We start from the raw sequence: 25,002 nt of genomic DNA on the forward strand, positions 1-25,002 counted from the left end.
TCGCCAGTGCGCCGGCAAAGGAGTGCGCCATGTCTCCCTGCTTGCAGTTTCGTAGCCCGGCCCGGCAACGGGGAGCGATCGGATTGATGGCGGTGCTGGCCTTGGGCATGGCTTTGGTGTTTCTGCTGCTCGTGGTCGACAGTGGCCGCCTGTACTTGGAAAAGCGCAGTTTGCAGCGGGTGGCGGATATGGCCGCGCTGGAGGCTGCCACGCGCAACGGTGATTGCGCCGTGGGAGCCACCGCTACCGCCTATGCCACCTCTAGCGCAAACCGCAACAACTTCACCCTTCCTGATCCCACGCGCAGTCTGGCGGTAGCCTGTGGCACCTTGGCTCTGGATGCCAACAATCTTCGGGTTTTTACGGTTAATGCGAGCAGCAGCGAAGCCATTCGGGTGATCGTCAGCCATTCGATCCCGCAGAGTTTTGCCGGCGGCATCGGCGCCCTGTTCGGCGGAGCTCCAGCCGAGGCGACCCTCAACCTGACCGCTACCGCCGTCGCAGCGTTGCCACCTCCACTGGCATCGCTGACCATTCGTACGACGGTGCTGACGATCGATACCAGCAAGTCGACCACCCTCAATGCACTATTCGGCGGTTTGCTGGGCGGCAATCTGAATCTCTCCGTGGCGGGCTGGCAGGGGTTGATGAACACCAACATCAGCCTGCTCGGTTACCTCGATCGATTGAAGGTCGACCTCGGCCTCAACGCCGCCGGGTATGACCAGGTATTGGGCACTTCGGTGGCCGTCAGTCAGCTGATCCAGACAGCCGTCAATGTGCTGGACCCCGGCGGCACCCTCGGCGCGACGGCGACCATCGTCGGTCTGCAAGCACTCAAGGTTGCCGCTGGTTCAACGACTGTGGTGCTGGGCAACATGCTGCACGTCGAGAACGGCAGCAATATGTCGGCGTTGGCGACGAACGTGAGCGTGTTCAACTTGATTGAAGGCATCGTGCAACTGGCCAACAAGAAAAACGGACTGGTGGCAACGCTGCCGATAAATCTGGCGGGGCTGGCGCAAATCACGGCCCGGGTGCAGGTGCTGGAGCCGCCGCAACTCTCGGCAATCGGCAACCCGAAAAACGCGGTGCTGGATCCACTGGGCCCCAATCGGATCTACGTGAGAACCGCGCAGGTTCGCACATTGTTGTCGATCGACTTGCCGGCACTCGACGCCATCGTGGCGCTGTTCAATGCGGTAACCGATCTGGCAGGACCGCTGACCAACACCCTCAATGCCTTGCTCAATCTCAACCTGGTGGCGGTGCTCAACTCACTGACCTGTGCCTTGGGCGTGCCCTGCCAGACACCCGATATCAAGCTGTTGCCAGGGCCGATACGGCTCGACGTGGCGCTGGAGGTCGCCAGCGCCAGCAGCTACGTCACGGCCTATAGCTGCGTCAGTAACACCAACAAAACCCTGACCACCAGCACCAGTACATCGCTGGTGAACCTGAAAATCGGCCGGATCGATGCGGCCAGCATGTTCGGCAGCAACACCACGCCGCCGGCGGTCACGGTGCAGCCGTTGAAGGTGATCGATATCGGGATCAAAACCTGTCGCAGGCTTCTCTTTCTGCCCATCACCTGCGATCCGCGTGTGCCCGGCGTCGGTGGCGGCATCGATATCGTTGCCGACACCAGCGTGGCGGCGAACGCCAACATTTCCCACGTCTACTCCGCACCGCCTGCCACCAGCCTGCCGGAAATCAATCAGCCACCGTTCTACTACTCGTTCACCACCAGCAGTATCGTCAGCAGTCTGCTCAACACCCCGCTTAATATTCACGTGGATATGTATGGCCCGTCGGGCAGTCTTGTCAGTGGTCTGGGGACGATCCTGAACAGCGTGACCACTTTGCTGGTCAGCGCGGTCAACAGCGTGCTCAGCCCGTTGCTCGACAGCTTGATCAACACCTTGCTGTTAAGCCTCGGGATCGATTTGAACAAGGTCGACGTCGGTGCCAACCTCAGCTGTCACTCGGGGCGCGCGACGCTGGTGATCTGATCGTCCGTGACAATCGGCAACTCGATACAAAACCGCGCGCCTTCGGTCGAGTTTCTTACACTCAACTTACCGCCCATGTTTTCGACGATGCCGTAACTCACCGACAACCCGAGCCCGGTGCCGACGCCCACCGGTTTGGTGGTGAAGAAAGGTTCGAAAATCCGCTCCAGCAGCCGTGGATCGATGCCGCCGCCGTTGTCCTCGACCCACAGTCGCACCGAGTATTCATCACGTTCGGCGTACACCGAAATCCACGGTTTGAACTCCCGGTCGGCTTCGCGTTTGCTCAGCAGCGCATCTCGCGCATTGACCATCAGATTGATCAGCACCTGTTCCAGCTGATCGACGTAACCGCGCACTTGCACTTCGAATCCGGTCTCGCTGACCCGCAGCTCGACCCCTTTGCCGCGCATGCCTTCGGACAGCAGTGACAGCGTGCCCTCGATGGCTTGAGCCGGATTGAACGGGTGCTGCTCGATCTCCGAACGCCGACCGAACACCCGCATGTGATCCACCACCCGCGCCGCGCGCTGGACTTGCGCGTCGATGCGGTTGAGTTTGTCTGTCAGGTAATCGATTTGCGCATCGCCATTGCTCAGGCGTTTGAGCACATTGACGATGGCCATGCGCATCACGTTCAGCGGCTGATTGATTTCATGGGCCAGCCCGGTGGCCATTTCGCCGAGGGTGGCCATTTTCGCGCTTTGGGTGAGCTGTTGCTGGGCACGCCGGACTTCGGTGTTGTCACGGCCCACGGCCTGAATCTCCAGCAAACGACCCTGCACGTCGAACACCCCGCGATCCGACCAGACCCACCACGCATGTTCCCGTCCCGGCAGTTGCAGGTTGATTTCCGCGGTGCTGACCGGGAACTCCGGGCTCAGTCGACTGAGCCGCTGGATGAACGCTTCACGCTGTTCCGGCGACATCCAGCTGCCCAGGTTGACCCCCGGCAATTGCTCGGGCTGGCATTCCAGATAGGTCGCCAGCGGGCGGTTGCCGAAGGTCAGCGTCAGGTCTGGAAGGTAGCGACAAATCATCGCCGGGGAATCTTCCACCAGGATCCGATAGCGCTCTTCACTCTGTTTTACTTTCTCGGCGGCCAGGGTCGCCTCGGTGACATCCAGCCACAGCCCCACGGCTTCCACTGGCAGCCCGAGATCGTCGCGCAGCAGTTTGGCTTCGTCGAGCAGCCAGTGGTAATCGCCGCGACTGTCGCGCAGCCGATAACGGGCACGCACTGAACCTTCGCGCAGCAGTTGCCGGGTGCGCTCGAAATAGCCGTCACGGTCCTCGGGGTGCACCCGTTCCACCAGCGCGCCGGCGGCGCAATCGGCGAGCGACCAACCGAGCAGCGGCAACAGGCTGTCGCTGAAAAATGTCGGTTGCAGCGCACCTTCGACATAGCGCTGCACGTAGATCACCGCCGGTGAACTGGCGATCAGGTTGTCCAGGCGGGCATGGGCGGCAGCGGCGTTTTGCTCTTGATTTTTGATGTCACTGATGTCGAGCATGAAACCCACCAGCCGCCGGTTTCTGCCGATACCCAGTGCTTGCCCTTGCAGTCGATACCAGGTCGGCGTTTGCGCTGCGTCGGGGCGATGCAGACGTACGCACAGCAGCAACGGCGCGCCTTCGTCCTGCAAGGTTTGCAGGCGAATCGTCAGCTCTTCACGGTCGGCGGGGTGGATCTGTTCGAGCCAGTCGTGCAGCGGCAAACGAGTGCTCGCAAGGTTCAGCATGCTTGCCAGCGACGGCGCCAATTGCACCTCGGCATCGTCGCTGAAAACCTCCCACCAGCCGGTGCCGAGCAAGGCTTGCAGAGACTCCAGCCGCTCCAGTTGCAGATGGTGCTGATGCTCGCGCAATCGCTCAAGCAACGGCCCGGCCATGGCAGCGGTGAGTTGCAACCAGTCGCGCTCGCTCAGGTCGGGGGCGCGTTCTTGCACCGGGTAGAAACCACAGAGCAACCAGGCCACCACGCCCTGGGCGTTGTGATAGGGCACCGCGAACCCTTCGGCATTGCCGAAGATGCCTTGCAGGCGTGGGTGTTCGCTGGGGGGCAGTTGCTGGGGGGCGGAGCCATTCAAACTGTCGAGACCGGTGCCCAGGCGTTGATCGATTTCCCACAACCCGGGGGCATCGAAGGCTGCGTAATGCTGGTGGATCAGCCAACCCTCGGCCTGTTCGTCGAGCAAGGCCATGGCGATGCACGGGATCTGAAAACGCTGGGCCAGGCCTTGCAGTTGCTCCGCCAGCACCTCGGGCAAGCGCGTCAGGCTGCACAGGCGCAACTGTTCGCTGATCTGCGCCGCGAGTAGTTGGCACTGTTCACGGCTGCGCGCTTGTCGACGTTCGAGCAGCAGGTCGCCGATGTCGATCAACTGCAACAGCCAGTTTTCGCCCAAGGGTTGTACCCAGCCACGCAGATGCAGCGGTTGTTCGCCGAGGCTGAAAAAATCCAGGTCCAGACTCTGTCCCTGCCACTCGGCAGGCGCACCTTCGACCGATAGGCCGCTATGGGGCATGAGGTAATCGAGCAGATGCGGTGTCTGTGCGCCGGGCATTTGTTGCGCCAGCAGATGCCGCAGTGGGCCGCTCAGTTGAATCACTCGGCCCTCGTCATTCAGATGCAGCTGCAAACCGACACGTTGCACGCTCGGCGTGTCTGCACTGTTCGAGGGCTGTGGCGGTTGGCGATTGAGCAGGCGCCCGAAGAGCTTGTCCCCGGAACTCAAAATTGCAGGCTCGATCGGGCGGTAAGGGTCGCCGGCAGATTGGGCACCGAGCCGATCCCCGGCAGCACCAGGAACGGCAGGACTTGATTCAGTTTACTGGTGGGGTAGTTGATGGTGACCGTCAGCACGCCATTGATATAGGTGGCGCTGGCATCGGTGGCCACATTGAAGTTCAGCGCGGCGGGAATCCAGGCCAGTTGCCGGGTCAGTTCGGTGGTCGCTATGTTTCTGACGGCGGTGTCGTAATTGGCAGTGCTCGGGTCCAGCGCCACACTGCGGCGCACCGCTTCGGCTGTCGACTGATTGAACGATTGCATCAGCAACAGCGGCAGGCTGTAACTGACCAGCCCATAAAACACGGCGAAAAAGATGATGAACACCAAAGCGAATTCAATCGCCACGGTACCTTTTTGTTTGCGGGGGAGGCCTGTTTTCATGAGTGCGTCTACCCTGACCATCACGACGTAGTATCAGCATAGAATCATTCAGCCAAAACGGACGTTTTTTACCGGATGCAGAACCTTGTCCTACTTATCTGGCTGACGCTTTGCGCAGCACAGGATGTCCGAGAGCGGCACATCGCCAATACCCTGACCCTTGGCGTAGGTGTATTGGCGCTGACGTATCTGTTGTGGACAGGCACCACATGGTTGGGGGCCGAGGCGGTGCAGGGCGGCTGGGCTTTGTTGTTGGCACTGGCCTTCACTTTGCCCGGTTATGCATTGAGACGTCTGGGGGCGGGCGACGTGAAACTGATGGCGACGCTGGGCCTTGCGACGGACGGTATGCACCTGCTCGGCGGCTTCATCGGCGCCGGATTGACTAGTGCGTTCTGGCTGCTGCTGGCGCCAAGACTCTGGCTGTATATGGGGCAGGGGCTTAGAGATCGTCTTCGTTACCTAGGACCAGGAACGTCAAAAAAACAGCCCTTTGCGCCGTTCGTGTTGGTGGGCATGTTGCTCACTCTGGTCTGGATGCATTAGTCGCCGGGCGCCACTCGTTCTATGTACATAGTTGGAAAGTGCGTCTACTTTCAAAGCAGTTGTTGTACAGCTTTTGGAAGTGGTACAGGAACGGTCAAGTCTGGAGTGACACGTGAACAAGCTTATCTCGGCAATAAAAGTCCTTGTGGTCGATGACGAACCATTGATTGTCGAAGAACTGTGCGAGTTCATCGAGCGCAATGGTTATCGCTGTGTTCCTTGTCGGTCCGGCAAGCAGGCGATCGAGCGTTTCAATGAGTATGAGGATATCGGTCTGGTGCTCTGTGATTTGCAGATGCCTGACATGGATGGCATTCAGCTCGTCCAGGCGTTGCAACAGCTGTCCGGCAAGCACCGGGCGTTCGAGGCGATCATGCTCACCGGTCGCGCAGACAAGCAGGATGTGATCAAGGCCTTGCGCGCCGGGTTCGCTGACTACTATCAGAAACCGATTGATCTGGATGAGTTGCTCGAAGGTTTGCGGCGTCAGGAAGTGGTGTTGCAGGAGCGGCAGAAAAACCTGCAGTTGGGGCATTTGAGTCAGAAGCTGCAGTACCTTTGTGAGTCGATCGACGAGTTGTATCAGGATCTGGACAAGGTTCGCCGGGGACCGTCCTCGGGGTCTTTGTCTGATTCGCCTGACGGTGCATTCGGTGAGATTGAGCGGGTGGAGATGCCGGCGGTTTTCAATCAGCTGTCGCCGCGGCAGTTGGAGGTGGCGCGGTTGGTGGGCAAGGGGCAGACCAATTATCAGATTGCCTGTGAGTTGGGGATTACCGAGAACACGGTGAAGCTTTATGTGTCGCAGGTGTTGCGGTTGACGCATATGCATAATCGCACGCAGGTGGCGTTGGCGTTGTCGCCTGGTAATGCTGGTGTGCGGCGGCTTACTGCGCACTAGGCGCATGTACCGATCAATATGTGTGTATATCCATTTCTGCGGTAACGGCGGCTTATGGTTTCGCCCTTACGGCGAGGCACTTTTGGCAAACGCCCCAAAAGTACCCAAAAGGTCTCGCCCCAAGCGTACGGCCCCTCGCTAAGGCTCGGCGTTCCTTCGCTCCGGTATCCATCTGGGGGCATCGCCCTACGGTCTGCTTCGCTACGACCTACATGCGATGGGTTCGACTGCGTCGAACGGCGCTGCGCGCCAATCCCCAGATGAACACCTGCGCTCAGCCTCCCGAAGGGGCGGGTGGATCAAAATCAAAAGCCAGATCAAAAGCTGCAGGCGAGCTAACGCTCGGCCTGTTGAGTGGTGAAGGGCGGGCGTACGCCGCTTCACTGTGGGAGCGGGCTTGCCCGCGATGGCGGCCTGACAGTCGACTAATCTCTCGCAGATATGCGCACGGCTCAATTTGTAGGAGCGAAGCTTGCCCTAATGCCTGTCAGTTAAGAGATAGAACAAGCGATGAGTAACCTGTGGCGAGGGAGCTTGCTCTCGCTGGGCCGCGAAGCGGCCCCAAAATGGGACTGCTTCGCAGTCCAACGGGAGCAAGCTCCCTCGCCACAGGTTCAGTATCACCCTTAACTGACTGGCATTAAGGCTTGCCCGCGAAGGCGGCCTCACAACCAACCAATCTCTCTCAGACATACGCCAACTTACTGTGGGAGCGAGCCTGATCTGGCCTAATAATTCCGGACACCTCTTAAGGGCGATATGATTTCGCCAATTTGGAGGTTCCATGAAAGAAAGAAGAGTCTTTTCCCGCGAGTTCAAACATCGTGCAGCCAGCATGGTGATTGATGACGGTTGTTCGGTACAGGAAGTCTGCGCGTCGCTGGACATTAGCGCCACCGCGTTGCGGCGCTGGGTGGATCAGGTTCGCAAGGAACACAAGGGGCAACCGGTTCAAGGCACCAAGGCCATTACTGAGGATCAGCGCCAGATTCAGGATTTGAAAGCCAAGATCAAACGCATGGAAATGGAAGCCGAAATCTTAAAAAAGGCTACCGCTCTCTTGATGTCGGATCCCGATCGTTTTCGATGATCGCGGAGCTAAGAGAGTCATTCCCGACCGCCATCCTGTGTCGCGTTTTCGATGTGAAGCGCAGCAGCTTTTACGAATGGCTACAGCGTCTCTCGCGGCCTAAGATCGAGCGCGAAGAGCTCAAGGGGAAGGTGGTCGAACTGCACAGCGAAAGCCGGGAAGCCATGGGGTCCAGAACGATCAGCAAGCATCTGCAGGCCCAAAACATAGCGGTCGGAAGAAGCCTTGTTAAAGCCCTGATGAGGGAAGCCAACATTGTCAGCAAACAACGCCAGCCTCATCCATTCAGATCCAAAGGAGTTGAAGCATTTGTCGCGCCCAACCTGCTCAAGCGCAATTTCAAGCCGACCGCGGTCAATCAAGTCTGGTGTGGCGACGTTACAAGCTTGATGGTAGGCAAGCGCTGGGTTCATCTGGCCATCGTGATCGATTTGTTTGCTCGTCGGGTCATTGGTTGGGCATTTTCGCTGGTCAATGACGCCAACTTGGTGAGTAAAGCGCTACGCATGGCGACAGAGCTTCGAACCTGCCCACCTGGGTTGATGTTCCATTCGGATCAGGGCTGTCAGTACACCAGTCGCAAGTTTCAAGAAGAGCTGATGCGCCATGGCATTTTGCAGAGCATGAGTCATCGCGGGCAGTGTTGGGACAATGCTCCAACGGAACGCTTTTTCGGCACCCTGAAGTCAGAATGGGTCCCTCGCAACGGCTACAGCACGAGCGAGGAAGCACAAACCGATATGGTGCGTTTCTTCATGTACTACAACCGCACCAGGCTCCACAGCTACAACAACTACCTGTCGCCAATAGCTATGGAGCTAAAAGCGGCATAAACACCGTAACTGGTGTCCGGGATTACTTGACCAGATCAGCCTGCTCGCGATGGCGCCCTTACAGACAATGATGTTTATCAATCGGTAAAAACATCAGAACCTTCCCACATGTTTTTCAGGTTGCCCGTCGGACGCTGCGTCTCTAGCCTTTGTCCGTCGCTGACAATTCAGCGATCGGGCGTCGCGGCTCGATTCTTGAGGCATAATCGCTCCACCAAACAACAGCACTTTCGGGTGTCTGTCGTTTTGTGTCATGGCGACTGTGCGCGGGATACCTTCGGGTATGCCGAGATATGCCTCTGGGATCGGTCCGCGAACCCGCGTACAGCTGCCACCCCAAATTGCATCGCGGTAATTTGGACGTGGCTCCATTTCATCCCAGAGGTGTAATCATGTTCAAAGCAACCCCGAATCCCCCAGAAACCGACGATGTTTCGCCCTACGAATCCCTCGATTCGAAAAAACTCCACGAAGCAGCTAACCGCGCGCTCGACCACTACCTCAACCCATCCGCCCTCAAATCCCCCGTGGCCCGCAAGCCGAGCACGATGTATATGGTCGCGCCTGATATCAAAGATGAAGACCTGTTGGCTCACACCTGTGAATCGTTGGCCCAGGCCAGTGTGATGGCGAGTGATTTTGCGGGGTATCTGGAAGGGCCGCACCGGCACACGGCAATGGCGATTCAGCAGATCATCATGCTGGCCGAGCTGGCGGTGAATCGAATGCTGGATAACGTCGACGTGCCAAAATCTGCGCCACACAGCTAATCCCTGTGGGAGCCGGGCTTGCCCGCGATGGCGGATTAACATTCAACATTGATGTTGGCTGACACTCAGCCATCGCGGGCAAGCCTCGCTCCCTGGTCAATGATGAAAGGCCCGGGCCAGTGCGGTGAAGCTAGGTCCGGCCAGTACGATCAGCAACGCCGGGAAGAGAAACAACATCATCACGACAGACATTTTCGCGGACATCTTGGAGATGTATTCCTGCAAGCGTGTCAGGCGTCGGTCATCGAGCAGCAGTTTGAGCCCCAGCAGTGATTTCATGGCGCCGCCGCCCTGGTGGATCAATTGCTGAAGAATCACGCAGGTGTCGGTGAATTCGTCCACCGCCAGTAACTGGGTGGCCTTGTTCAGTTCTTCGCCAAGCTCCAGACCGGAGTCGACCCGGGTCAGTATCAGGCGCAGTTCATGGGTCAGGGCTGGCAGTAATTGTTTGCCTTCGATGCTCAGCACTCGCAGCGATTGCTCCACCGCCATGCCGGATTCGAATAGGATGCGCAGCAGTGGAATGAAGGTCGAAATCTCGATCGCCAGTTGTCTTTGCCGACGGTACGCGGCGGCGGCCAGCAAGCGTTTTGGCAGCAAATAACCGAGGGCGGTGGCGAAGGCCGGGGTGATCCAGTGGTTGTTCACCTGCGGGAAGAACACGCTCTGGATCAACAGACTCAGGACCAACGCAAGCACCGGTATGCCGATCTGGCAGGCGGCGAACAGCGAGCGTTGCCGGGCGCTGCGCCAGCCGAGGCGGTTGAGCAGCATTTGGGTTTCGTTGTCCAGTTTGACCGAGCGCTGACCGATGCGGCTGTCGCCCAGCACTTGCAACCAGTGACGGACGCGATGGTCGCTCAGCGGTTTGCCGTCCAGTCGTTGAGCCACCTGGCGAGCACGCCGATGTTGGTCCAGCAGCCCACTGAGCAGCAACAGCGTGGCCGCCAGAAACATCAGTGCGCTGATCAGCAGGGCTATTTTCATACGCTACGCAACATGCGCCACAGCGCCAGGCAACCCACGACCTGCAGGCCGAACGCGGTCGCGAGCATCATTTGCCCCGAGCTGCTGTTCCACATGGCGAGCAGGTATTTCGGATTGGACAGCAAGAAATAAGCGGCGAGCCCCACTGGCATCAGGGCTAGCACCACTGCGGTGATGCGGGTTTCGCCCGTCATGGCGCGCAGTTGGCGCGCAGCCTGGTCGCGTTCACGGATCATTTTGATCAGGTTCTCAAACAGCTCACTGGCATTGCCGCCGTAGCGGTGATTGACCTTCAGGCCCAGCGCGAACAAGCGAAACTCGTCTTTCTCGTACAGTTCGGCGAAGTCCGTGACAGCGTCAGGCAGGCTGACGCCCAAATGCACGTTGCGCTGAACCCGGCCCATGGCGTTTTTAAGTGGGTCTTCGGCGGCGTCGATGGCGACCAGCACCGCATCGGCCAGGGTGCGTCCGGACTTCAGGCTGCGCACTGTGTGATCGAGCAACGACGGCAGTTGTTCGACCATGCGCTTGAGCCGGCGCTGGTAGCACCAACTGATGTACAGCCGCAGAGCCAGGGGTGGCATCAGCAAAAACACCAACAAACCGATCCAGCTTGCGAGGGCAAACCCCAGCAAGATGCCCAAGGCCCAGAGCAGCAGCCACAACCCCAGGCGTTCGGTGGGACGACCGAGACCGGCGCGTAGAAAGGCCCGTTCCAGGCCTGCCCAGGATGATTTCGCCACCGCCAGTTGCGGTTGCCCCTGCATCAAGCGACCGAGGGTTCGATCGATACCGGTCTGGCGCAGGCCGTTGTAGAACAAACGGATCGACAGACCCAGCAACGTCAGGCAAATCAGGATGAGCAGCGCCGGTTTGAGCATGCCGTGACCCTTCAGTGCGATAAGGGAGAGAGCGCCGACTCGCGGCGTAGTTTATCGCCGGCGGGGTTTACCGCCTCGCGCAGAAAACCGAAACCGGTGCGTCGGTCGAAGCGGAACAGCGTATTGGTCACATAGATGTCATCACGTATACCCACGACCTCCACCACTTCGCTGACGCAGCGGCGGCCATCGGGCAGGCGCGTCAGTTGGATCACCACGTCCAGCGCCGCGCAGATCATTTGCCGCAAGGTGCGTTCGGCGATGGTGCGTCCGGTCAGGCCCACAAGGGTCTCCAGGCGCAACAGCGCATCCTGGGCATTGTTGGCGTGCACGGTACTCATGGAGCCGTCGTGCCCGGTGTTCATCGCGGTGAGCACGTCGACCACTTCGACGCCGCGAATCTCGCCGAGGATGATCCGGTCCGGGCGCATCCGCAGCGCGTTGCGAATCAGATCGCTGGCCTTCACTTCGCCGTGGCCTTCGGCATTCGGCGGTCGGGTTTCCAGACGCACCACATGAGGATGGCCGAGTTGCAGTTCGGCGACGTCTTCGATGGTGACCAAGCGTTCGTGAGGGGCGATCAACTGGCTGAGAATGTTCAGCAGCGTGGTCTTGCCGGTGCCGGTACCGCCGCTGACAAGGATGTTGCAGCGCTTGCCCACAGCCTCCTGAATAAATTCAAAGATCGCCTGATCGATGGTTTGCATCGCCATCAGATCGGAGCTTTTGAGCATGTCCTTGCGGAATTTTCGAATCGACAGGCACGGGCCATCGAGGGCAATGGGCGGGATGATCGCGTTGACCCGGCTGCCGTCGGGCAGGCGCGCATCGACCATCGGCGAAGACTCGTCGAGCCGTCGGCCCAGAGGCGCAAGAATTCGTTGCATCACCCGCTCGACGTGGTGGTCGTCGATGAATCGCAGGTCACTCAAGTGCAACACACCCTCGCGCTCGACGAACACCCGGTGCGGGCCGTTGACCAGGATTTCGGTCACCGTCGAATCACGCAGCAACACCTCCAGCGGACCGAAACCGGTGAGCTCATCGACGATTTCTTCAGCCAGCCGCTCCATCTCATAACGGGAGATCGCCAGGTGCAGACGGGCAATGTACTCGGCGACCTTGTCGATGACGAACTGCGACAGCATTGGCCGAGAACCTTCCAGCAGGTTTTTTCCGGACTCTTCGATGGCGTCGATGATGTAGCGGTGCAGCACCAGTTTCAGGCCTTCGTGGTCGGTATTGCCGGCCGGCCCGTGCGGGGGAGCACCGAAGAGTTTTTCCCCACTCATTGCGCGCCCCTCAATCGGTCAAACCAGCCAGCCTTGGGTTTGTCCAGGTCTTCGGAGCGTTTGGCCAGTCGTTCGCCGAGGGTGCGCAGGCTTTGGGTCAGGTTTTCGCGCGGGGCCAGTTCGAACAGGCTCACCCCTTGATTCTTGGCGTTGAGCCGTACTTCCGGGCTGTAGACAAGGACTGCCATAACCTCCATGCCGAAGCTTTTGCTCAAGGTGTCGGAGTCTGGCGCGACGTTGCGCAGATAGCGGTCCACCAGCAACCGGGCGTGGTCGAGCTTGAGGCCCTTTTCGCGCCAGCGGCCGAGCACCTCAAGGTTGCGTCGGCAGTCGAGCACATTCTGATCGGTGTACCACAGCAACTTGTCGCAATGGCTGACGAAGGTGCGCAACGCTTCGCTGTCCGACTGGCCGGTGAGGTTCACCACGATGTGCTGGAAATGTTGACGCAAGGCGCTGAGCAGCATGTACAGCTCGGCGGCACTGGTCTGCTCCAGCGGTTCGTCGTTGCGGGCGTAGGCGAGAATCCGCAGCCCGGCGTCACAGGTGGTGAAGGCGCTGTCGATCAGCGTCGCGTCGAGGCGCCTCAGATGTCGCAACGCGTCGCCAAAATGAAACGAGCTCTCCAGCCCCAGCAACGCAAGACTGTCGCCACGCGGCAGGCCCAGATCCAGCAACAGTGTCTGCTGGCCGCTCTTTTGCACCACGTGCGCCAGGTGGTTGGCGAGCAACGCTCCGTCGGCATTGCTCTGCGCGCCATAAAGCACAGTCAGGCCACCCTGTTGACTCTGTTGCATGTTCGGCGCCACGGTCGGCAGGCGTTTGCTCAGGCGTCGCACCAGGCCGGCAACTTCACTGGAGCGTGAGCCGTAAGAGACGAAATCCCGCGCGCCGGCACGCATGGCATTGAGCACGAGTTGGTTGTCCATGCCATCGCCCAAGGCAACGATCGCCAGCATCGGTTTGGCTTCCAGGGCACCCTCGATCAACGCGCTCTGGGCTACCACATGCTCACGGTCCAGCCCCACGAACACCAGGCTGGCGAAGGTCACGTCCACCAGCGTCAAGAGCTCATCGAGGTTGCCGCCACCGGCGCTGATCACTCGGCCCAAAGGGGCAAGCGCACCTTGCAGCCACTCGAAGTCGGTGCTGTTGCGCGTGATCGCGAGGAACGTCTGACTCAGGTTCTGGGGTTGGCTCATTGCGATAACCCACCGCATTTATCGAAGCAGCCGTTGTCGAGCATGTACTGCGTGAAACGTCTGCGCATGGAGAAGCGTCCTCGCTCGATTCAGGGCGTTTGTTGGGTGACTTCATTGCCGCGGATGACTTCCACGCTCGTCTTGCGCGGTGCTGCGCCGCCGGTGGCGGGTTTGGGTGTGCCGGCCAGGGCCAGTTGACTGAACTGCACCAGTTCGCGATTGGCACTGGCCAGGCTCGCCTTTGAATCGCGGTTGCCGGCCCAGTATTGGTTCAGGCGTTTTTCCTCGGCGCTGCGCACGGCCAGGCGCAAAACCCCGACCTGAGCCGCGAGCATCAGGCGACTCAAGAGAGGTTCGGGGACGGCGAGCAAAACGGTGCGGGCGCTGGCGCGCTGCTGTTCCTGTTTGAGTCTTTCTTCGGTGCTGCGCGCCGGGTTGGCAGGCAGCCCATCGTTCATCAGCCCCAGCTGGTCGCCGACACCGAGCACCCGCAACGCCGGGACCACGACCTGGGCCGATTGCTGGAGGTTGTTGGTGTCCATGCGCAGAAACAGCAGGACATCGACATAGTCGCCGGGGCTCAGTTGACCGCCGACATTGACCACGTCATCCGCCGCCACGGCCAAGGCGCGTTCATCGGGGCGAATCATTCGCGCCAGCGCCCCGCCGGTTTCGAAACTTTCATCATTGAGCCAGCTGCCTGCAGTGAGCATGCGCCAAGGCGTACGGCCAATGGCTTGATCGAGACGGGACAGGCTGCCGGCCGGGGCGGTCCGGAGTTTTTCCACAGTCACGTCGGCAGCGGTGATTGGCTCGAATGGCGCTATGTCTCGCAGCAACACAACCACCGGCTGGCGGGTTGGATCGTCCGCCGGCGCCAGTATCGGGGCCGATGATGTGCCAGGTTGTGCGATGGATTCGGGTGCCGGTTGGCGACTCAGCGCCAGCCCCCAATAACCGGCAATGATGGCGCCTACCAGAAACAGCCCGGCCAGGCCCATGGTGACGCGGCTGTTCATGAAGGCTCTCCCTTTCCTGTTGCGTAATGCCCCCCAAGAGTTCTAACGAGATGACTTCGCAATCAGGCAACTATGAACATGGAACTATTTCGCTATTTGACGGTAGCGCAGGTAGAGCAAAACGCCATTACAGGGCGGCAAATATCTGACAAAAGTAACGGTTTGAAGCCAAAAGTGCTGTTTCGTGACGTCAACGAACCGGTTACTACTTAAGTATTAATAGGTTCTTACAGTTGTTGGTCTTGGGTTTGCCGACAATGCTGATGCTGGCATAGGGGAATCATGTTGCGGCCGTGCAACATCCACTGTCATAGGAGACACGTCATGTCCTTTATTAAAGTTGTTCAGAAGATCAAATCCGAATTCGTTTTTTACAGAGGTCTGGCCAAAGATACTGAAGGGGCTTCGGGTATCGAGTACGCGATTATTGCGGGGATGGTGGCCGTTGCGCTGGCAGCATTTGCGACACCCATCGCCACGAGTGTCACCGCAATGTTCACCACAATTTCAGCTGCGCTTTGATTTTAAGGCTGGCAACAGGCAGTCATTTGCCAATCCCGCAAAGGGCTTCTAACGTCAAGGCTTAGTCCATTGCAGGTATTACCCATGAACGCTCCAGCGCTCCTTCGCCAACAGCTGCTTCTGGTCGACGATGAGGAGGATGCGTTACTGGAACTGGCCGAGTTGCTGGAGGGCGAGGGCTTCACTTGTTTTACGGCAACGTCAGTCAAACTCGCCCTGCATCATTTGACTTGTCATCCTGATATTGCGCTGGTGATTACTGATTTGCGCATGCCGGAAGAGAGTGGCATGTCGTTGATCAAGCGGTTGCGTGAGCATACGGCTCGTCAGCATTTGCCGGTGATTGTGACGTCGGGGCATGCGGATATGGATGATGTGAGTGATATGTTGCGGTTGCAGGTGCTGGATTTGTTTCGCAAGCCGATTTATCACGTGCGGTTGTTGGAGACGTTGAATAATTTGTTTCCTGGGGTGGTTAGTTCCTGATCTTGGCTTGTGGTGTACATATCCATTTCTGCGGTAACGGCTTAGGGTTTGATCGTTCCCACGCTCTGCGTGGGAACGCCTCTACGGACGCTCTGCGTTCGGCTCTTGGGACGCGGAGCGTCCCGGGCTGCATTCCCACGCAGAGCGTGGGAACGATCAGACCGAACCATCAGGCAACAGGCCGCCACTGCCCAACCATGTGTTCCAGACCCCCCGCACCCATCAACTGAAAATCCCCGCTGGACCCCGCCGCGCTGGACATCAGCGTTACTTCACTGGGGAGGCGCACCGGTTTCCTGAACTGCACCGCAATCTCGACGTTTGCCGTTGGCAAATGTTCGCTCAGGGCTGCCAGTGTACGTGCCTTGTTCCACAGGCCATGGGCGATGGCGCTAGGGAAACCAAAGAGCTTCGCGCTGATCGCACTCAGGTGGATCGGGTTGTAGTCCCCGGACACCTTGGCATATCGGCGGCCAATGTCCGCGGGCGCTTTCCAGTGGGCCACTTCGGTCAGCGACAGCGTTGATGCAAACGCTTCCTCGACAGGCTCGCCTTCCAGTTTGACGCCCCGGCAGAGCATCTGGCTTTCAGCCTCCCACAGCGGTCCCAACTGATCGTCGAGTGTCGTCACCAAATCGAACGTCGCCCCTTTGGCATGAGGTTGCAGGTTCTGCACTTTCACGCTGACCCGCACCCGGTGTACGCCGCCCATGGGGCGCATGATGCGGATGCGATTGCTCAAGTGAATCAGCCCCAGCAGCGGGAACGGAAACGCTTTGGCCGTGAGCAATTGCATCTGTAAGGCAAATGCCAGGATGTGTGGATACGTCGGTGGTAGCAGGCCGTTGTCGGCGAAACCACACACCTTGCGATAAGCCTCCAGGCGTTTCGGATCGACATTGACCCAGCAGTGATAACCCAAGTCAGGCAGCGTGGTACCGGTGATTTTGCGGCGCGTTGCCGCTTTCACATACAGCGTTTTCAGGCCCGGTTCGCTATTGAGAGTGTGCCAGTCGGTGGTCATGGTCAGGCTCCCAAAACGCTTTGCCCACAAATGCGCAACGCTTGCCCGGTAAATGCTCCGGTACCCGGTTGTGCCAGCCAGGCGACGGCTTCGGCGACGTCTTGTGGCAGGCCGCCCTGGCCCAGCGAACTCAAGCGTCGCCCGGCTTCGCGTACGCCGAAGGGCAGGTGCGCGGTCATTTGGGTTTCGATGAACCCTGGCGCCACGGCATTGATGCTGATGCCGCGTTCACTCAGCAGCGGCGCCCAGGCTTGGGCCAGGCCGATCAACCCGGCCTTGCTCGCGGCGTAATTGGTTTGCCCGCGATTGCCGGCGATGCCGCTGATAGACGCCAGCAGGATCACTCGACCGTTGTCGCGCAGAGTGCCGCTGTCGAGCAACGCCTTGGTCAGCACTTGCGGCGCGTTGAGGTTGACCGCCAGCACCGCGTCCCAGAATTCCGGGGTCATGTTGGCCAGGGTTTTGTCCCGCGTAATGCCGGCGTTGTGAACCACGATGTCGATGCCGTCGGGCAGATGTTCGATCAGTTGCGTGGCGGCGTCTTCGGCGCAGATGTCCAGGGTGATGCCGCGCCCGCCGAGGCGTGCGGCCAGGGCTTCGAGATCGGCTTTGGCCGGTGGCACGTCGAGCAGGATTACCTCGGCGCCGTCGCGGGCCAGGGTTTCGGCGATCGAAGCGCCGATGCCGCGAGCCGCGCCCGTCACCAGAGCCTTGCGTCCTGACAAGGGGCGACTCCAGTCCATCACCTGCGCCTCACACGCCTTCAAGCGAATGACTTGTCCGGAAATGAACGCGCTTTTGGGCGAGAGGAAAAACCGCAATGGGCCTTCCAGTTGATCTTCGGCGCCTTCACCGACATAGATCAGTTGCAACGTGCCGCCGCTGCGCAGTTCCTTGGCCAGCGAACGGCTGAAACCTTCCAACGCACGCTGTGCGCTGGCGGCGAACGGGTCGCTCAAGGTCTCTGGCGCCCGCCCAAGAATCACCAGGTGCGCATGATGATCGAGGTTTTTCATCAGCGGTTGGAAGAACTCGCGCAGCTGTTTCAGCTGATCGACCTGCACCAGATCACTGGCGTCGAACACCACGGCTTTGAGTTTCTGGCCGTGGCCGGGAATCCACGCGGTGGCCAGGGTCGGATCGGCGCCGTAGCTGTAAATCGTGTCGGTCAGACGGTTGGCGAGGGTGCTGACTTTTTCCGCCAACGGGCCACCGCCAATCAACAGCGCCCCCTCGATAGGCCGCAGCCGGCCTGCTTGCCAGCGTTCCAGTCGTACCGGCGACGGCAGACCCAGGGCACCGACCACACGATGGCCGATGGACGAATTGGCGAAGTCGATATAGCGGTCAGACATGGATCACGCTCCAGCAGCTGGGGTTAAAAGTGTGGACCATGAACGGTAATTAGTCGTTCGACCCACGAGATACGGCCTACGCTTGATCATTGCAGGTTAGTTTGAGATTGGGTTTAGCAGGACTTTCAGGAAATGCAGCCCCCTGTGGGTTTGGTGTTCATATTTGATTAATAGGAGCTTTTTCATGACTCAGCTGCGCCGCGTCGCGATTATCGGTGGTAACCGTATCCCCTTTGCCCGGTCCAACGGGCCGTACGCCACTGCCAGTAACCAGGCGATGTTTACCGCAGCGCTGGAAGGCCTGATCGAGCGCTATAACCTGCACGGTGTGCGCATGGGTGAAGTGGCGGCAGGTGCACTGCTCAAGTATTTGCGCGATTACGGCCTGACCCGCGAATGCGTGCTGGGCTCGCGGTTGTCGCCGACGACACCGGCCTACGACATCCAGCAGGCCTGCGGCACGGGGCTGGAGGCGACGTTGTTGGTGGCGAACAAAATTGCCCTGGGTCAGATCGAATGTGGCATTGCCGGCGGCGTCGACACCGCCTCGGACGTACCGATCGGGGTCAACGAAAGCCTGCGCAAGATCCTCTTGCAGGCCAACCGCGCCCGAAGCACCGCTGACAAACTAAAAACCTTCCTGCAACTGCGCCCCCGCCACTTGATGCCCGACTTTCCAAGTATCGGCGAGCCGCGCACCGGCCGGTCGATGGGCGAACACTGTGAAATGATGGCCCAAACCTGGAGCATCCCGCGCGATGAGCAGGATCAGCTGACCCAGGAAAGCCATCAGAAACTGGCCACGTCCTACGCCGAAGGCTGGCACAACGATTTGATGACGCCATTCCTCGGCCTGACCCGGGACAACAACTTGCGCCCGGATCTGACCCTGGAAAAACTGGCTTCACTGAAACCGGCCTTCGAAAAAAGCGCCAAGGGCACCCTGACCGCGGGCAACTCCACGCCACTCACCGATGGTGCGTCGGTAGTGTTGCTGGGCAGTGAGGACTGGGCGAAAGAGCGCGGCTTGCCGATCCTCGCCTATTGGCGTGACGGCGAAGCGGCGGCGGTGGATTTCGTCAACGGTGCCGAAGGCCTGCTGATGGCGCCGGCTTATGCCGTGCCGCGGTTACTGGCGCGCAATGGCCTGACCTTGCAGGACTTCGATTACTACGAAATCCACGAAGCGTTCGCCGCGCAAGTTCTGTGCACATTGAAGGCTTGGGAGGATCCGGAATTCTGCAAAACCCGTCTCGGTCTCGACGCACCGTTGGGCTCCATCGACCGTAGCCGCCTCAACGTCAAGGGCAGTTCACTGGCCGTCGGGCATCCATTTGCCGCCACCGGTGCGCGCATCGTCGCCAACCTGGCGAAGCTGCTGGACGCGGCGGGCAAGGGCCGAGGGTTGATCTCGATCTGCGCAGCGGGCGGTCAGGGCGTGACGGCGATTATCGAGCGCTGATTGCTGATTACTGGGGGTTGAGCACTGCCGCGCGTTGCTGCGCGGCCAGTTCCCGGTTGCGGTTGGCGTAACCCTCGACCATCACCGAGCAGACGATCAGCTGCAACGGGTGATAGATCATGATCGGCAGCAGGATCAAGCCAAGGCCGGGGTTGGCGCCGAAGATCAGCGCCGCCATCGGTGCACCGGCCGCCAGGGATTTTTTGCTGGCACAGAACACTGCGGCAATCTCATCGGCAGGGCTGAACTTCAGCGCACGAGCGGTGCGGGTGGTCATCCACAGGATGACTGCCAGCAAAATCGCACTGCCCATCAGCGCAGTCAGAATCACGCTGTTGCCCTGTTGCTGCCACATCCCCGACACCATCGAATTGCAGAACGCCGAGTACACCAGCAGCAGAATCACCAGTTTGTCGGCGATGTTGGTGTAGCGCTTGTGCCGAGCGAAAAACTTGCCCAGTAACGGCCGCAGCAATTGCCCGAGCACCAGCGGCAATAGCAGCATGGCGCACAAATCGAGCAGAGTTGCACCGAGGTCGATACCACCAGCGCCGTTGCCAACCACGAAACTCACCAGCAACGGTGTCAGAAAAATCCCCAGCACACTGGACAGGCTCGCGTTGAGAATGGCCGCCGGTACATTGCCGCCCGCGCTACCGGTCAGCGCCACGGACGAGGAAATGGTCGAAGGCAGGGCGCAGAGGTAGAGGAAACCGAGCATTAACAGTGAGGGGGTGTGCGAGCCCAGCAGCTTGTCGCTCAGCAGCCAGATCAGCGGAAACACCGCGAAGGTGAAGGTCTGAACCATCACGTGCAGCTTCCAGTTTTTCAGCCCGTGGCGGATCTGCTCACTGGAGAGGTTGACCCCGTGCAGGAAGAACACCAGAAACACGCCGATGTTGATCACCCACTCCGCGTGCATCCCGCCGCCGGTGGCGCCGAAGGTCGGGAAGACATACGCCAGCAGCGTGGCGATCAGCATGCCGCACAAGAACCAGTCGGTGACCACGCGTTTGAGGTGTTTGAAGGCATGCATGACCGGCACCGAATACGTTTGTAAGAATTGATGACTTAGCCTAACGTCGGCCTTGTCAGCCGTCTTGCGACATAAGGCCAATCAATGCCGACTAACGGACAGCTTTCCCTCGAACGGACCATCCCGGCGCTGACGGCGTTGCCGCGCCCGTTGTATGCGCGGTCGGAAAGTCTGAACGCTGGTTCGTGGACACCGCCGCATCGTCACGATTGGGTGCAGTTTTCCTACGCCATCAGCGGCGTTCTCGGTGTGCACACCGCCGAGGGCAGTTTCTTTGCACCGCCGCAGTGGGGCATCTGGATTCCGGCGGATCTCGAGCATCAGGTTGTGACCTCAATGCGTGCCGAGATGCGCAGCCTGTACGTGCGTCGCGAGGACTGCCCATGGGCGGACGGGCGTTGCCGGGTGCTGGAAGTCACGCCATTGGCGCGGGAACTGATCAAGCGTTTTTGCCTGTTGCCGGTGGAGTATCCACAGGGCGACAGCCAGGAGGCGCGATTGGTGGGCGTGTTGCTGGATCAGTTGGCGAATCTGCCGGAGGTGGGGTTTTCCCTGCCGCTGCCCCGGCATGAACGTTTGTTGGGCTTGTGCAACGAGCTGATCGACAGCCCTGAGCGCAATGCGACCTTGCAGGAGTGGGCCGAGCGTTTGGGCACGTCGCAGAAAACCCTGATGCGCTTGTTCCAGCGTGAAACCGGGTTGAGCTTCCGCGGCTGGCGGCAGCGCATGCGGCTGCTGTCGTCGCTGAGTTTGCTGGAAGAGGGGAACAGCGTGACCCATGCCGCGCTGTCTTGCGGGTATGACTCGACGTCGGCGTTTATTGCGGCGTTCAAGGGGTTGTTCGGGTTTACCCCAGGGGAATTGTTCAAACAGTGACGGCCTCATCGCGGGCAAGCCCGCTCCCACAAGGACAACGCAAACCCTGTGGGAGCGGGCTTGCCCGCGATTGGCCGCGAAGCGGCCACCGGGATTTTGGATCAGGTCCTGAACCGCCGAACCAACCCATCCAACTCATTCGACAACCCCGCCAGGCTCTGAGAATCCAGGCGCGCCGAGTTCGCCAGTTCCGCCACCAACTGCGCATCGCCATGAATCTGGCTGATGTGGCGATTGATGTCTTCCGCCACTTGATGCTGTTCTTCCGCTGCCGTGGCGATTTGAGTGTTCATGTCGCGAATCACATCCACCGATTCACGAATCTGCCCGAAGCTGCTGCGCGCTTCGCCGATGCGGGTCACCGATTGCTGAGACACTTCCAGGCTCGCATGCATCTGCTGCGTCACCTGGCTGGTGCGCTTGGCCAGGTTGCCGAGCAGTCCGTCGATTTCCGCCGTGGAGTCGGCCGTCCGTTTGGCCAGGGCGCGAACTTCATCCGCCACTACCGCAAAACCACGACCCTGTTCACCCGCCCGGGCCGCTTCGATGGCGGCGTTCAGTGCCAATAGGTTGGTTTGTTCGGCGATCGAACGGATGGTCCCGAGGATCGACTGAATGTCGTTGCTATCGCGCTCAAGCTGTTGCATCGATTGCGCCGATTGCTCGATTTCCTGGCTCAAGCGATCAACACTGCTCACTGCGGCATCGATCTGCTGCTGACCTTCGCGCGCCTGGCGCTGGCCGCTGTCGGCCGACTCGGCAGCCTGGCTGCAGGAGCGTGCGACTTCGTTGGCGGTGGCGACCATTTCGTGGAACGCCGTGGACACCATGTCCACCGCTTCACGCTGGCGCCCGGCGGCTTCGGCCATGTCGCTGGAGACTTGCGTCGAACTCTGGGAGGTGGCGAGGATTTTGGTCGCGGCGCCGCCGATGCTCTGGATCAAATTGCGAATCGCCGCCAGAAACTGGTTGAACCAGTTGGCCAATTGAGCCGTTTCGTCGCTGCCACGGATGTGCAGGTTCTTGGTCAGGTCGCCTTCACCCTGGGCAATGCCTTCCAGACCACTGGCCACGCTACGAATCGGTCGCACGATCAGGCTGGCGAAACTGGCGCCGACGATGGCGAAGAATACCGCCAATACTGCCGCGATGATCGCGATCAGCCAGGTCAGTTGAGTGGCCGAACTCATCACGTCGGTCTGCTTGATCAGGCCGATAAAGGTCCAGCCCAGTTGCTCCGACGGCCAGACGTTGGCCATGTAGCGCTCGCCATTGAGCTCGACTTCCACCAGCCCTTTACCGGCCTTGGCGAGTTGCGCGTAGCCGTCGCCGAGGCTATTGAGCGCTTTGAAGTTGTGTTCCGGTTGCTTCGGATCGACCAGGATTGTGCCGGTGTTTTCCACCAGCATCAGGTAGCCGGTTTCGCCGAGTTTGATTTGTTTGACGATTTCAGTGAGCTGCTTGAGGGACACATCGATGGCGAGCACTCCGCCTTGGGCCCCCAGCTGATTGGCCACCGTGCGCACGGTACTGACCAGCACGGCGTCGTCACCGGCCCAGTAATAGGCCTCAGTGCGCATCGTCTTGCCTGGGTTGGCCAAGGCCGTCTTGTACCAGGGGCGAACACGGGGGTCGTAATTGGCCATCTTCGGGTCAGCCGGCCATGTGGCATAACCACCGCTGGACAAGCCGTAAGACACATAGGAATAGGCCGGGTGGCTGCTGGCCAGCCCGGTGAACAAATCCAGCAGCTTTGTGTCCATCTCACTTTCTGGCAATTGCGCGGCGTCGGCACTGACCCGGCTTTTTACGCTGGCGTCGCCTGCTTTGATCAGCGGCTGGCCGGCCAGGTAATCGACATTCTGGCTGATGCCGTCAAAGAACAGCTGCATGGCATTGCTGACCTGACGAATCTCGCGGCCGCTGCCGTCGACAAAATTGTCCTTGGCATCGCTGCGCAAGTTCAGCACCACGAGGGTGGCGACCAGCACCACGGGCAAGCAGGCGATGATTGCAAACGCCCAGGTCAACTTCTGTTTGATGTTCATCCGCGCTCCAGTTTTTTCTTGTAGGCCCACGCAGTGCAGATGACTCGCGGATTATTGGCAGCCGAAAACGTTAGATACCCCGATCCTTGAGTGCGTGCGCCCTCGTTATCACTGTCGGGGCGATTTGTCGGACAATTCCTTTTCTCTCTAATGACTTCGGCTGAAGAGCGAGGAAATTTAGGCCTGTTGATAAAAATCTGGCGAAGGGTAGAGGCTACCTGTCAGATTCTGTCGCAAATGCTCTTGTAGCCCTTCGTCAACAAGTGGCGCAGGCTCAGCTATGATCCTGAGCGGTCAATGAGTTGCGCCTGATTAATCCGGCACATTGTGTGCTTCTTGATGTTCATGGGAACGTTCATAGGTCGGCAACCCCTCCCGCGAATGAGAGGATTGCCGTATAACGAATGACTTTCGCGTGTTTGGTAATAAAGGACCCACAATAAAAGCTGATGAAGACTCCAAAACGCATTGAACCCCTGATCGAGGACGGTCTGGTCGACGAGGTGCTGCGCCCACTCATGAGTGGTAAAGAAGCAGCTGTTTATGTGGTGCGCTGCGGCAACGAGCTGCGTTGTGCCAAGGTCTACAAGGAGGCGAATAAACGCAGTTTTCGTCAGGCGGCCGAGTATCAGGAAGGCCGTAAGGTGCGCAACAGCCGGCAGGCTCGAGCGATGGCCAAGGGCTCCAAGTTCGGCAAGAAAGAAACCGAAGATGCCTGGCAGAATGCCGAAGTGGCGGCGTTGTTCCGACTGGCCGGTGCCGGTGTGCGCGTACCCAAGCCGTATGACTTCCTCGAAGGCGTACTGCTGATGGAACTGGTGGCCGACGAGTACGGTGATGCCGCGCCGCGTCTGAACGATGTGGTGCTGGAGCCGGACCAGGCGCGCGAATATCACGCGTTTCTGATTTCGCAGATCGTGCTGATGCTGTGTACCGGTTTGGTGCACGGTGACCTGTCCGAGTTCAACGTGCTTCTGACGCCGACTGGCCCGGTCATCATCGACCTGCCGCAAGCGGTGGATGCGGCGGGCAACAACCACGCGTTCAACATGCTGGAGCGGGACGTGGGCAACATGGCGTCGTACTTCGGTCGTTTTGCACCGGAGTTGAAACGCACCAAGTACGCCAAGGAAATGTGGGCATTGTACGAAGCCGGCACTCTGCACCCGGCCAGTGTATTGACCGGCGAGTTCGACGAGCCGGAAGAACTGGCGGACGTCGGCGGGATCATGCGCGAGATCGAGGCGGCCCGTCTCGATGAAGAGCGTCGTCAAGCGGTTCGGGCGGCGGACGATGCGCCACCGAGCAAGACCGAAGAGCCGCCTCCACCGTGGATGCAGTAATCGGTTGACCCAAAACCCGGCTTCGGCCGGGTTTTTGGTAGATGCTTTTTTTGGGACCGCGTCGTCTGCATCGCGGGCAAGCCCGCTCCCACAAGTTTTGTGTCGCCCCCGGATTCCATGATCGACACCTGACCTGTGGGAG

General features: G+C 59.6%; 22 protein-coding genes. 11 read left to right on the forward strand and 11 right to left on the reverse strand.

Annotated elements, in window-relative coordinates; translation table 11 throughout:
* The first annotated feature begins 29 nt into the window (after positions 1-29).
* Positions 30-2,012, forward strand: a complete 1,983-nt coding sequence (locus tag AB3226_RS17985) for a pilus assembly protein TadG-related protein (RefSeq protein WP_367374037.1) — start codon at positions 30-32, stop codon at positions 2,010-2,012.
* Here AB3226_RS17985 and AB3226_RS17990 read toward each other — a convergent pair.
* On the reverse strand, positions 1,982-4,750 hold the full coding sequence (locus AB3226_RS17990) for an ATP-binding protein (protein WP_367374038.1): 2,769 nt from the start codon (positions 4,748-4,750) through the stop codon (positions 1,982-1,984). The genes AB3226_RS17985 and AB3226_RS17990 overlap by 31 nt on opposite strands.
* Positions 4,747-5,187, reverse strand: a complete 441-nt coding sequence (locus AB3226_RS17995) for a TadE/TadG family type IV pilus assembly protein (RefSeq protein WP_367374039.1) — start codon at positions 5,185-5,187, stop codon at positions 4,747-4,749. The genes AB3226_RS17990 and AB3226_RS17995 overlap by 4 nt, the downstream gene beginning before the upstream one ends.
* Positions 5,188-5,262: 75 nt before the next feature.
* Here AB3226_RS17995 and AB3226_RS18000 point away from each other — a divergent pair, with 75 nt between their 5' ends.
* The 5 genes from AB3226_RS18000 to AB3226_RS18020 all read left to right on the forward strand — a co-directional run bounded on the left by AB3226_RS18000 (position 5,263) and on the right by AB3226_RS18020 (position 9,327).
* Positions 5,263-5,733, forward strand: coding sequence for a prepilin peptidase (locus AB3226_RS18000; protein WP_367374040.1), 471 nt, complete (start codon positions 5,263-5,265; stop codon positions 5,731-5,733).
* Between the two features lie 112 nt (positions 5,734-5,845).
* Entirely contained in the window at positions 5,846-6,634 is a 789-nt protein-coding gene (locus AB3226_RS18005) for a response regulator transcription factor (protein WP_367374041.1), read from the forward strand.
* 784 nt (positions 6,635-7,418) lie between these two features.
* Positions 7,419-7,724 (forward strand): transposase, encoded by a 306-nt coding sequence (locus AB3226_RS18010; protein ID WP_229801896.1) that lies wholly within the window; start codon positions 7,419-7,421, stop codon positions 7,722-7,724.
* The gene (locus tag AB3226_RS18015; protein WP_367372336.1) at positions 7,721-8,557 is read left to right on the forward strand and encodes an IS3 family transposase; all 837 of its coding nucleotides are present in this window, start codon (positions 7,721-7,723) and stop codon (positions 8,555-8,557) included. Before AB3226_RS18010 ends, AB3226_RS18015 begins: the two co-directional genes overlap by 4 nt.
* Before the next feature lie 392 nt (positions 8,558-8,949).
* The gene (locus AB3226_RS18020) at positions 8,950-9,327 is read left to right on the forward strand and encodes a DUF6124 family protein (protein ID WP_367374042.1); all 378 of its coding nucleotides are present in this window, start codon (positions 8,950-8,952) and stop codon (positions 9,325-9,327) included.
* A gap of 96 nt (positions 9,328-9,423) precedes the next feature.
* On the opposite strand, the gene AB3226_RS18025 is transcribed toward AB3226_RS18020, so the two are convergent.
* The 5 genes from AB3226_RS18025 to cpaB form a co-directional block, all read right to left on the reverse strand.
* Positions 9,424-10,314, reverse strand: a complete 891-nt coding sequence (locus AB3226_RS18025) for a type II secretion system F family protein (protein WP_367374043.1) — start codon at positions 10,312-10,314, stop codon at positions 9,424-9,426.
* Positions 10,311-11,195 carry a type II secretion system F family protein gene (locus tag AB3226_RS18030; RefSeq protein ID WP_367374044.1) on the reverse strand — a complete coding sequence of 295 codons (885 nt, stop codon included), beginning with the start codon at positions 11,193-11,195 and terminating at the stop codon, positions 10,311-10,313. The genes AB3226_RS18025 and AB3226_RS18030 overlap by 4 nt, the downstream gene beginning before the upstream one ends.
* A gap of 11 nt (positions 11,196-11,206) precedes the next feature.
* Positions 11,207-12,487 (reverse strand): CpaF family protein, encoded by a 1,281-nt coding sequence (locus tag AB3226_RS18035; protein WP_367374045.1) that lies wholly within the window; start codon positions 12,485-12,487, stop codon positions 11,207-11,209.
* Positions 12,484-13,689, reverse strand: a complete 1,206-nt coding sequence (locus AB3226_RS18040; protein ID WP_367374046.1) for a CpaE family protein — start codon at positions 13,687-13,689, stop codon at positions 12,484-12,486. The genes AB3226_RS18035 and AB3226_RS18040 overlap by 4 nt, the downstream gene beginning before the upstream one ends.
* Before the next feature lie 89 nt (positions 13,690-13,778).
* Positions 13,779-14,708, reverse strand: coding sequence for a Flp pilus assembly protein CpaB (gene cpaB / locus AB3226_RS18045; RefSeq protein ID WP_367374047.1), 930 nt, complete (start codon positions 14,706-14,708; stop codon positions 13,779-13,781).
* Positions 14,709-15,032: 324 nt separating this feature from the next.
* Between cpaB and AB3226_RS18050 the strand changes: the two genes are divergently transcribed.
* Positions 15,033-15,230, forward strand: coding sequence for a Flp family type IVb pilin (locus AB3226_RS18050; protein ID WP_007907481.1), 198 nt, complete (start codon positions 15,033-15,035; stop codon positions 15,228-15,230).
* Positions 15,231-15,314: 84 nt separating this feature from the next.
* Complete coding sequence (locus AB3226_RS18055; protein ID WP_007907484.1) at positions 15,315-15,716, forward strand: response regulator; 402 nt, start codon at positions 15,315-15,317, stop codon at positions 15,714-15,716.
* 169 nt (positions 15,717-15,885) lie between these two features.
* On the opposite strand, the gene AB3226_RS18060 is transcribed toward AB3226_RS18055, so the two are convergent.
* Positions 15,886-16,740 carry a MaoC family dehydratase gene (locus tag AB3226_RS18060; RefSeq protein WP_367374048.1) on the reverse strand — a complete coding sequence of 285 codons (855 nt, stop codon included), beginning with the start codon at positions 16,738-16,740 and terminating at the stop codon, positions 15,886-15,888.
* 2 nt (positions 16,741-16,742) lie between these two features.
* Positions 16,743-18,095: a 3-oxoacyl-ACP reductase gene (locus tag AB3226_RS18065; RefSeq protein WP_367374049.1), complete on the reverse strand. Its 1,353-nt coding sequence runs from the start codon at positions 18,093-18,095 to the stop codon at positions 16,743-16,745.
* A gap of 184 nt (positions 18,096-18,279) precedes the next feature.
* Between AB3226_RS18065 and AB3226_RS18070 the strand changes: the two genes are divergently transcribed.
* Positions 18,280-19,557 (forward strand): acetyl-CoA C-acetyltransferase, encoded by a 1,278-nt coding sequence (locus tag AB3226_RS18070; RefSeq protein WP_367374050.1) that lies wholly within the window; start codon positions 18,280-18,282, stop codon positions 19,555-19,557.
* A 7-nt stretch (positions 19,558-19,564) separates the two neighbouring features.
* Here the strand turns inward: AB3226_RS18070 and AB3226_RS18075 are convergent, their stop codons facing one another.
* Positions 19,565-20,593 carry a bile acid:sodium symporter family protein gene (locus AB3226_RS18075; protein WP_367374051.1) on the reverse strand — a complete coding sequence of 343 codons (1,029 nt, stop codon included), beginning with the start codon at positions 20,591-20,593 and terminating at the stop codon, positions 19,565-19,567.
* Positions 20,594-20,677: 84 nt separating this feature from the next.
* On the opposite strand from AB3226_RS18075, the gene AB3226_RS18080 reads away from it, so the two are divergent.
* A complete protein-coding gene (locus tag AB3226_RS18080; protein ID WP_367374052.1) occupies positions 20,678-21,469 on the forward strand; it encodes a helix-turn-helix transcriptional regulator in 792 nt (263 codons plus the stop codon).
* 101 nt (positions 21,470-21,570) lie between these two features.
* Here AB3226_RS18080 and AB3226_RS18085 read toward each other — a convergent pair whose 3' ends face one another.
* Positions 21,571-23,517 (reverse strand): methyl-accepting chemotaxis protein, encoded by a 1,947-nt coding sequence (locus AB3226_RS18085; RefSeq protein ID WP_367374053.1) that lies wholly within the window; start codon positions 23,515-23,517, stop codon positions 21,571-21,573.
* Between the two features lie 449 nt (positions 23,518-23,966).
* On the opposite strand from AB3226_RS18085, the gene AB3226_RS18090 reads away from it, so the two are divergent.
* Positions 23,967-24,860 carry a PA4780 family RIO1-like protein kinase gene (locus tag AB3226_RS18090; RefSeq protein WP_253552160.1) on the forward strand — a complete coding sequence of 298 codons (894 nt, stop codon included), beginning with the start codon at positions 23,967-23,969 and terminating at the stop codon, positions 24,858-24,860.
* The last annotated feature ends 142 nt before the right edge of the window (positions 24,861-25,002 follow it).

Source organism: Pseudomonas lini, assembly GCF_964063345.1.
In the GTDB taxonomy this organism is placed as follows: domain Bacteria; phylum Pseudomonadota; class Gammaproteobacteria; order Pseudomonadales; family Pseudomonadaceae; genus Aquipseudomonas; species Aquipseudomonas lini_B.

What these genes read in the sequence shown, in the direction of transcription:
- AB3226_RS18070 (WP_367374050.1), top strand. Translation starts at nt 18,280, where the DNA reads ATGACTCAGCTGCGCCGCGTCGCGATTATCGGTGGTAACCGTATCCCC.
- AB3226_RS18000 (WP_367374040.1), top strand. Translation starts at nt 5,263, where the DNA reads ATGCAGAACCTTGTCCTACTTATCTGGCTGACGCTTTGCGCAGCACAG.
- AB3226_RS18030 (WP_367374044.1), bottom strand. Translation starts at nt 11,195, where the DNA reads ATGCTCAAACCGGCGCTGCTCATCCTGATTTGCCTGACGTTGCTGGGT.
- AB3226_RS18080 (WP_367374052.1), top strand. Translation starts at nt 20,678, where the DNA reads ATGCCGACTAACGGACAGCTTTCCCTCGAACGGACCATCCCGGCGCTG.
- AB3226_RS18060 (WP_367374048.1), bottom strand. Translation starts at nt 16,740, where the DNA reads ATGACCACCGACTGGCACACTCTCAATAGCGAACCGGGCCTGAAAACG.
- AB3226_RS17985 (WP_367374037.1), top strand. Translation starts at nt 30, where the DNA reads ATGTCTCCCTGCTTGCAGTTTCGTAGCCCGGCCCGGCAACGGGGAGCG.
- AB3226_RS17995 (WP_367374039.1), bottom strand. Translation starts at nt 5,187, where the DNA reads ATGAAAACAGGCCTCCCCCGCAAACAAAAAGGTACCGTGGCGATTGAA.
- AB3226_RS18020 (WP_367374042.1), top strand. Translation starts at nt 8,950, where the DNA reads ATGTTCAAAGCAACCCCGAATCCCCCAGAAACCGACGATGTTTCGCCC.
- AB3226_RS18010 (WP_229801896.1), top strand. Translation starts at nt 7,419, where the DNA reads ATGAAAGAAAGAAGAGTCTTTTCCCGCGAGTTCAAACATCGTGCAGCC.
- AB3226_RS18035 (WP_367374045.1), bottom strand. Translation starts at nt 12,487, where the DNA reads ATGAGTGGGGAAAAACTCTTCGGTGCTCCCCCGCACGGGCCGGCCGGC.
- AB3226_RS18075 (WP_367374051.1), bottom strand. Translation starts at nt 20,593, where the DNA reads ATGCATGCCTTCAAACACCTCAAACGCGTGGTCACCGACTGGTTCTTG.
- AB3226_RS18025 (WP_367374043.1), bottom strand. Translation starts at nt 10,314, where the DNA reads ATGAAAATAGCCCTGCTGATCAGCGCACTGATGTTTCTGGCGGCCACG.
- AB3226_RS18055 (WP_007907484.1), top strand. Translation starts at nt 15,315, where the DNA reads ATGAACGCTCCAGCGCTCCTTCGCCAACAGCTGCTTCTGGTCGACGAT.
- AB3226_RS18050 (WP_007907481.1), top strand. Translation starts at nt 15,033, where the DNA reads ATGTCCTTTATTAAAGTTGTTCAGAAGATCAAATCCGAATTCGTTTTT.
- AB3226_RS18040 (WP_367374046.1), bottom strand. Translation starts at nt 13,689, where the DNA reads ATGAGCCAACCCCAGAACCTGAGTCAGACGTTCCTCGCGATCACGCGC.
- cpaB (WP_367374047.1), bottom strand. Translation starts at nt 14,708, where the DNA reads ATGAACAGCCGCGTCACCATGGGCCTGGCCGGGCTGTTTCTGGTAGGC.
- AB3226_RS18065 (WP_367374049.1), bottom strand. Translation starts at nt 18,095, where the DNA reads ATGTCTGACCGCTATATCGACTTCGCCAATTCGTCCATCGGCCATCGT.
- AB3226_RS18085 (WP_367374053.1), bottom strand. Translation starts at nt 23,517, where the DNA reads ATGAACATCAAACAGAAGTTGACCTGGGCGTTTGCAATCATCGCCTGC.
- AB3226_RS18015 (WP_367372336.1), top strand. Translation starts at nt 7,721, where the DNA reads ATGATCGCGGAGCTAAGAGAGTCATTCCCGACCGCCATCCTGTGTCGC.
- AB3226_RS18090 (WP_253552160.1), top strand. Translation starts at nt 23,967, where the DNA reads ATGAAGACTCCAAAACGCATTGAACCCCTGATCGAGGACGGTCTGGTC.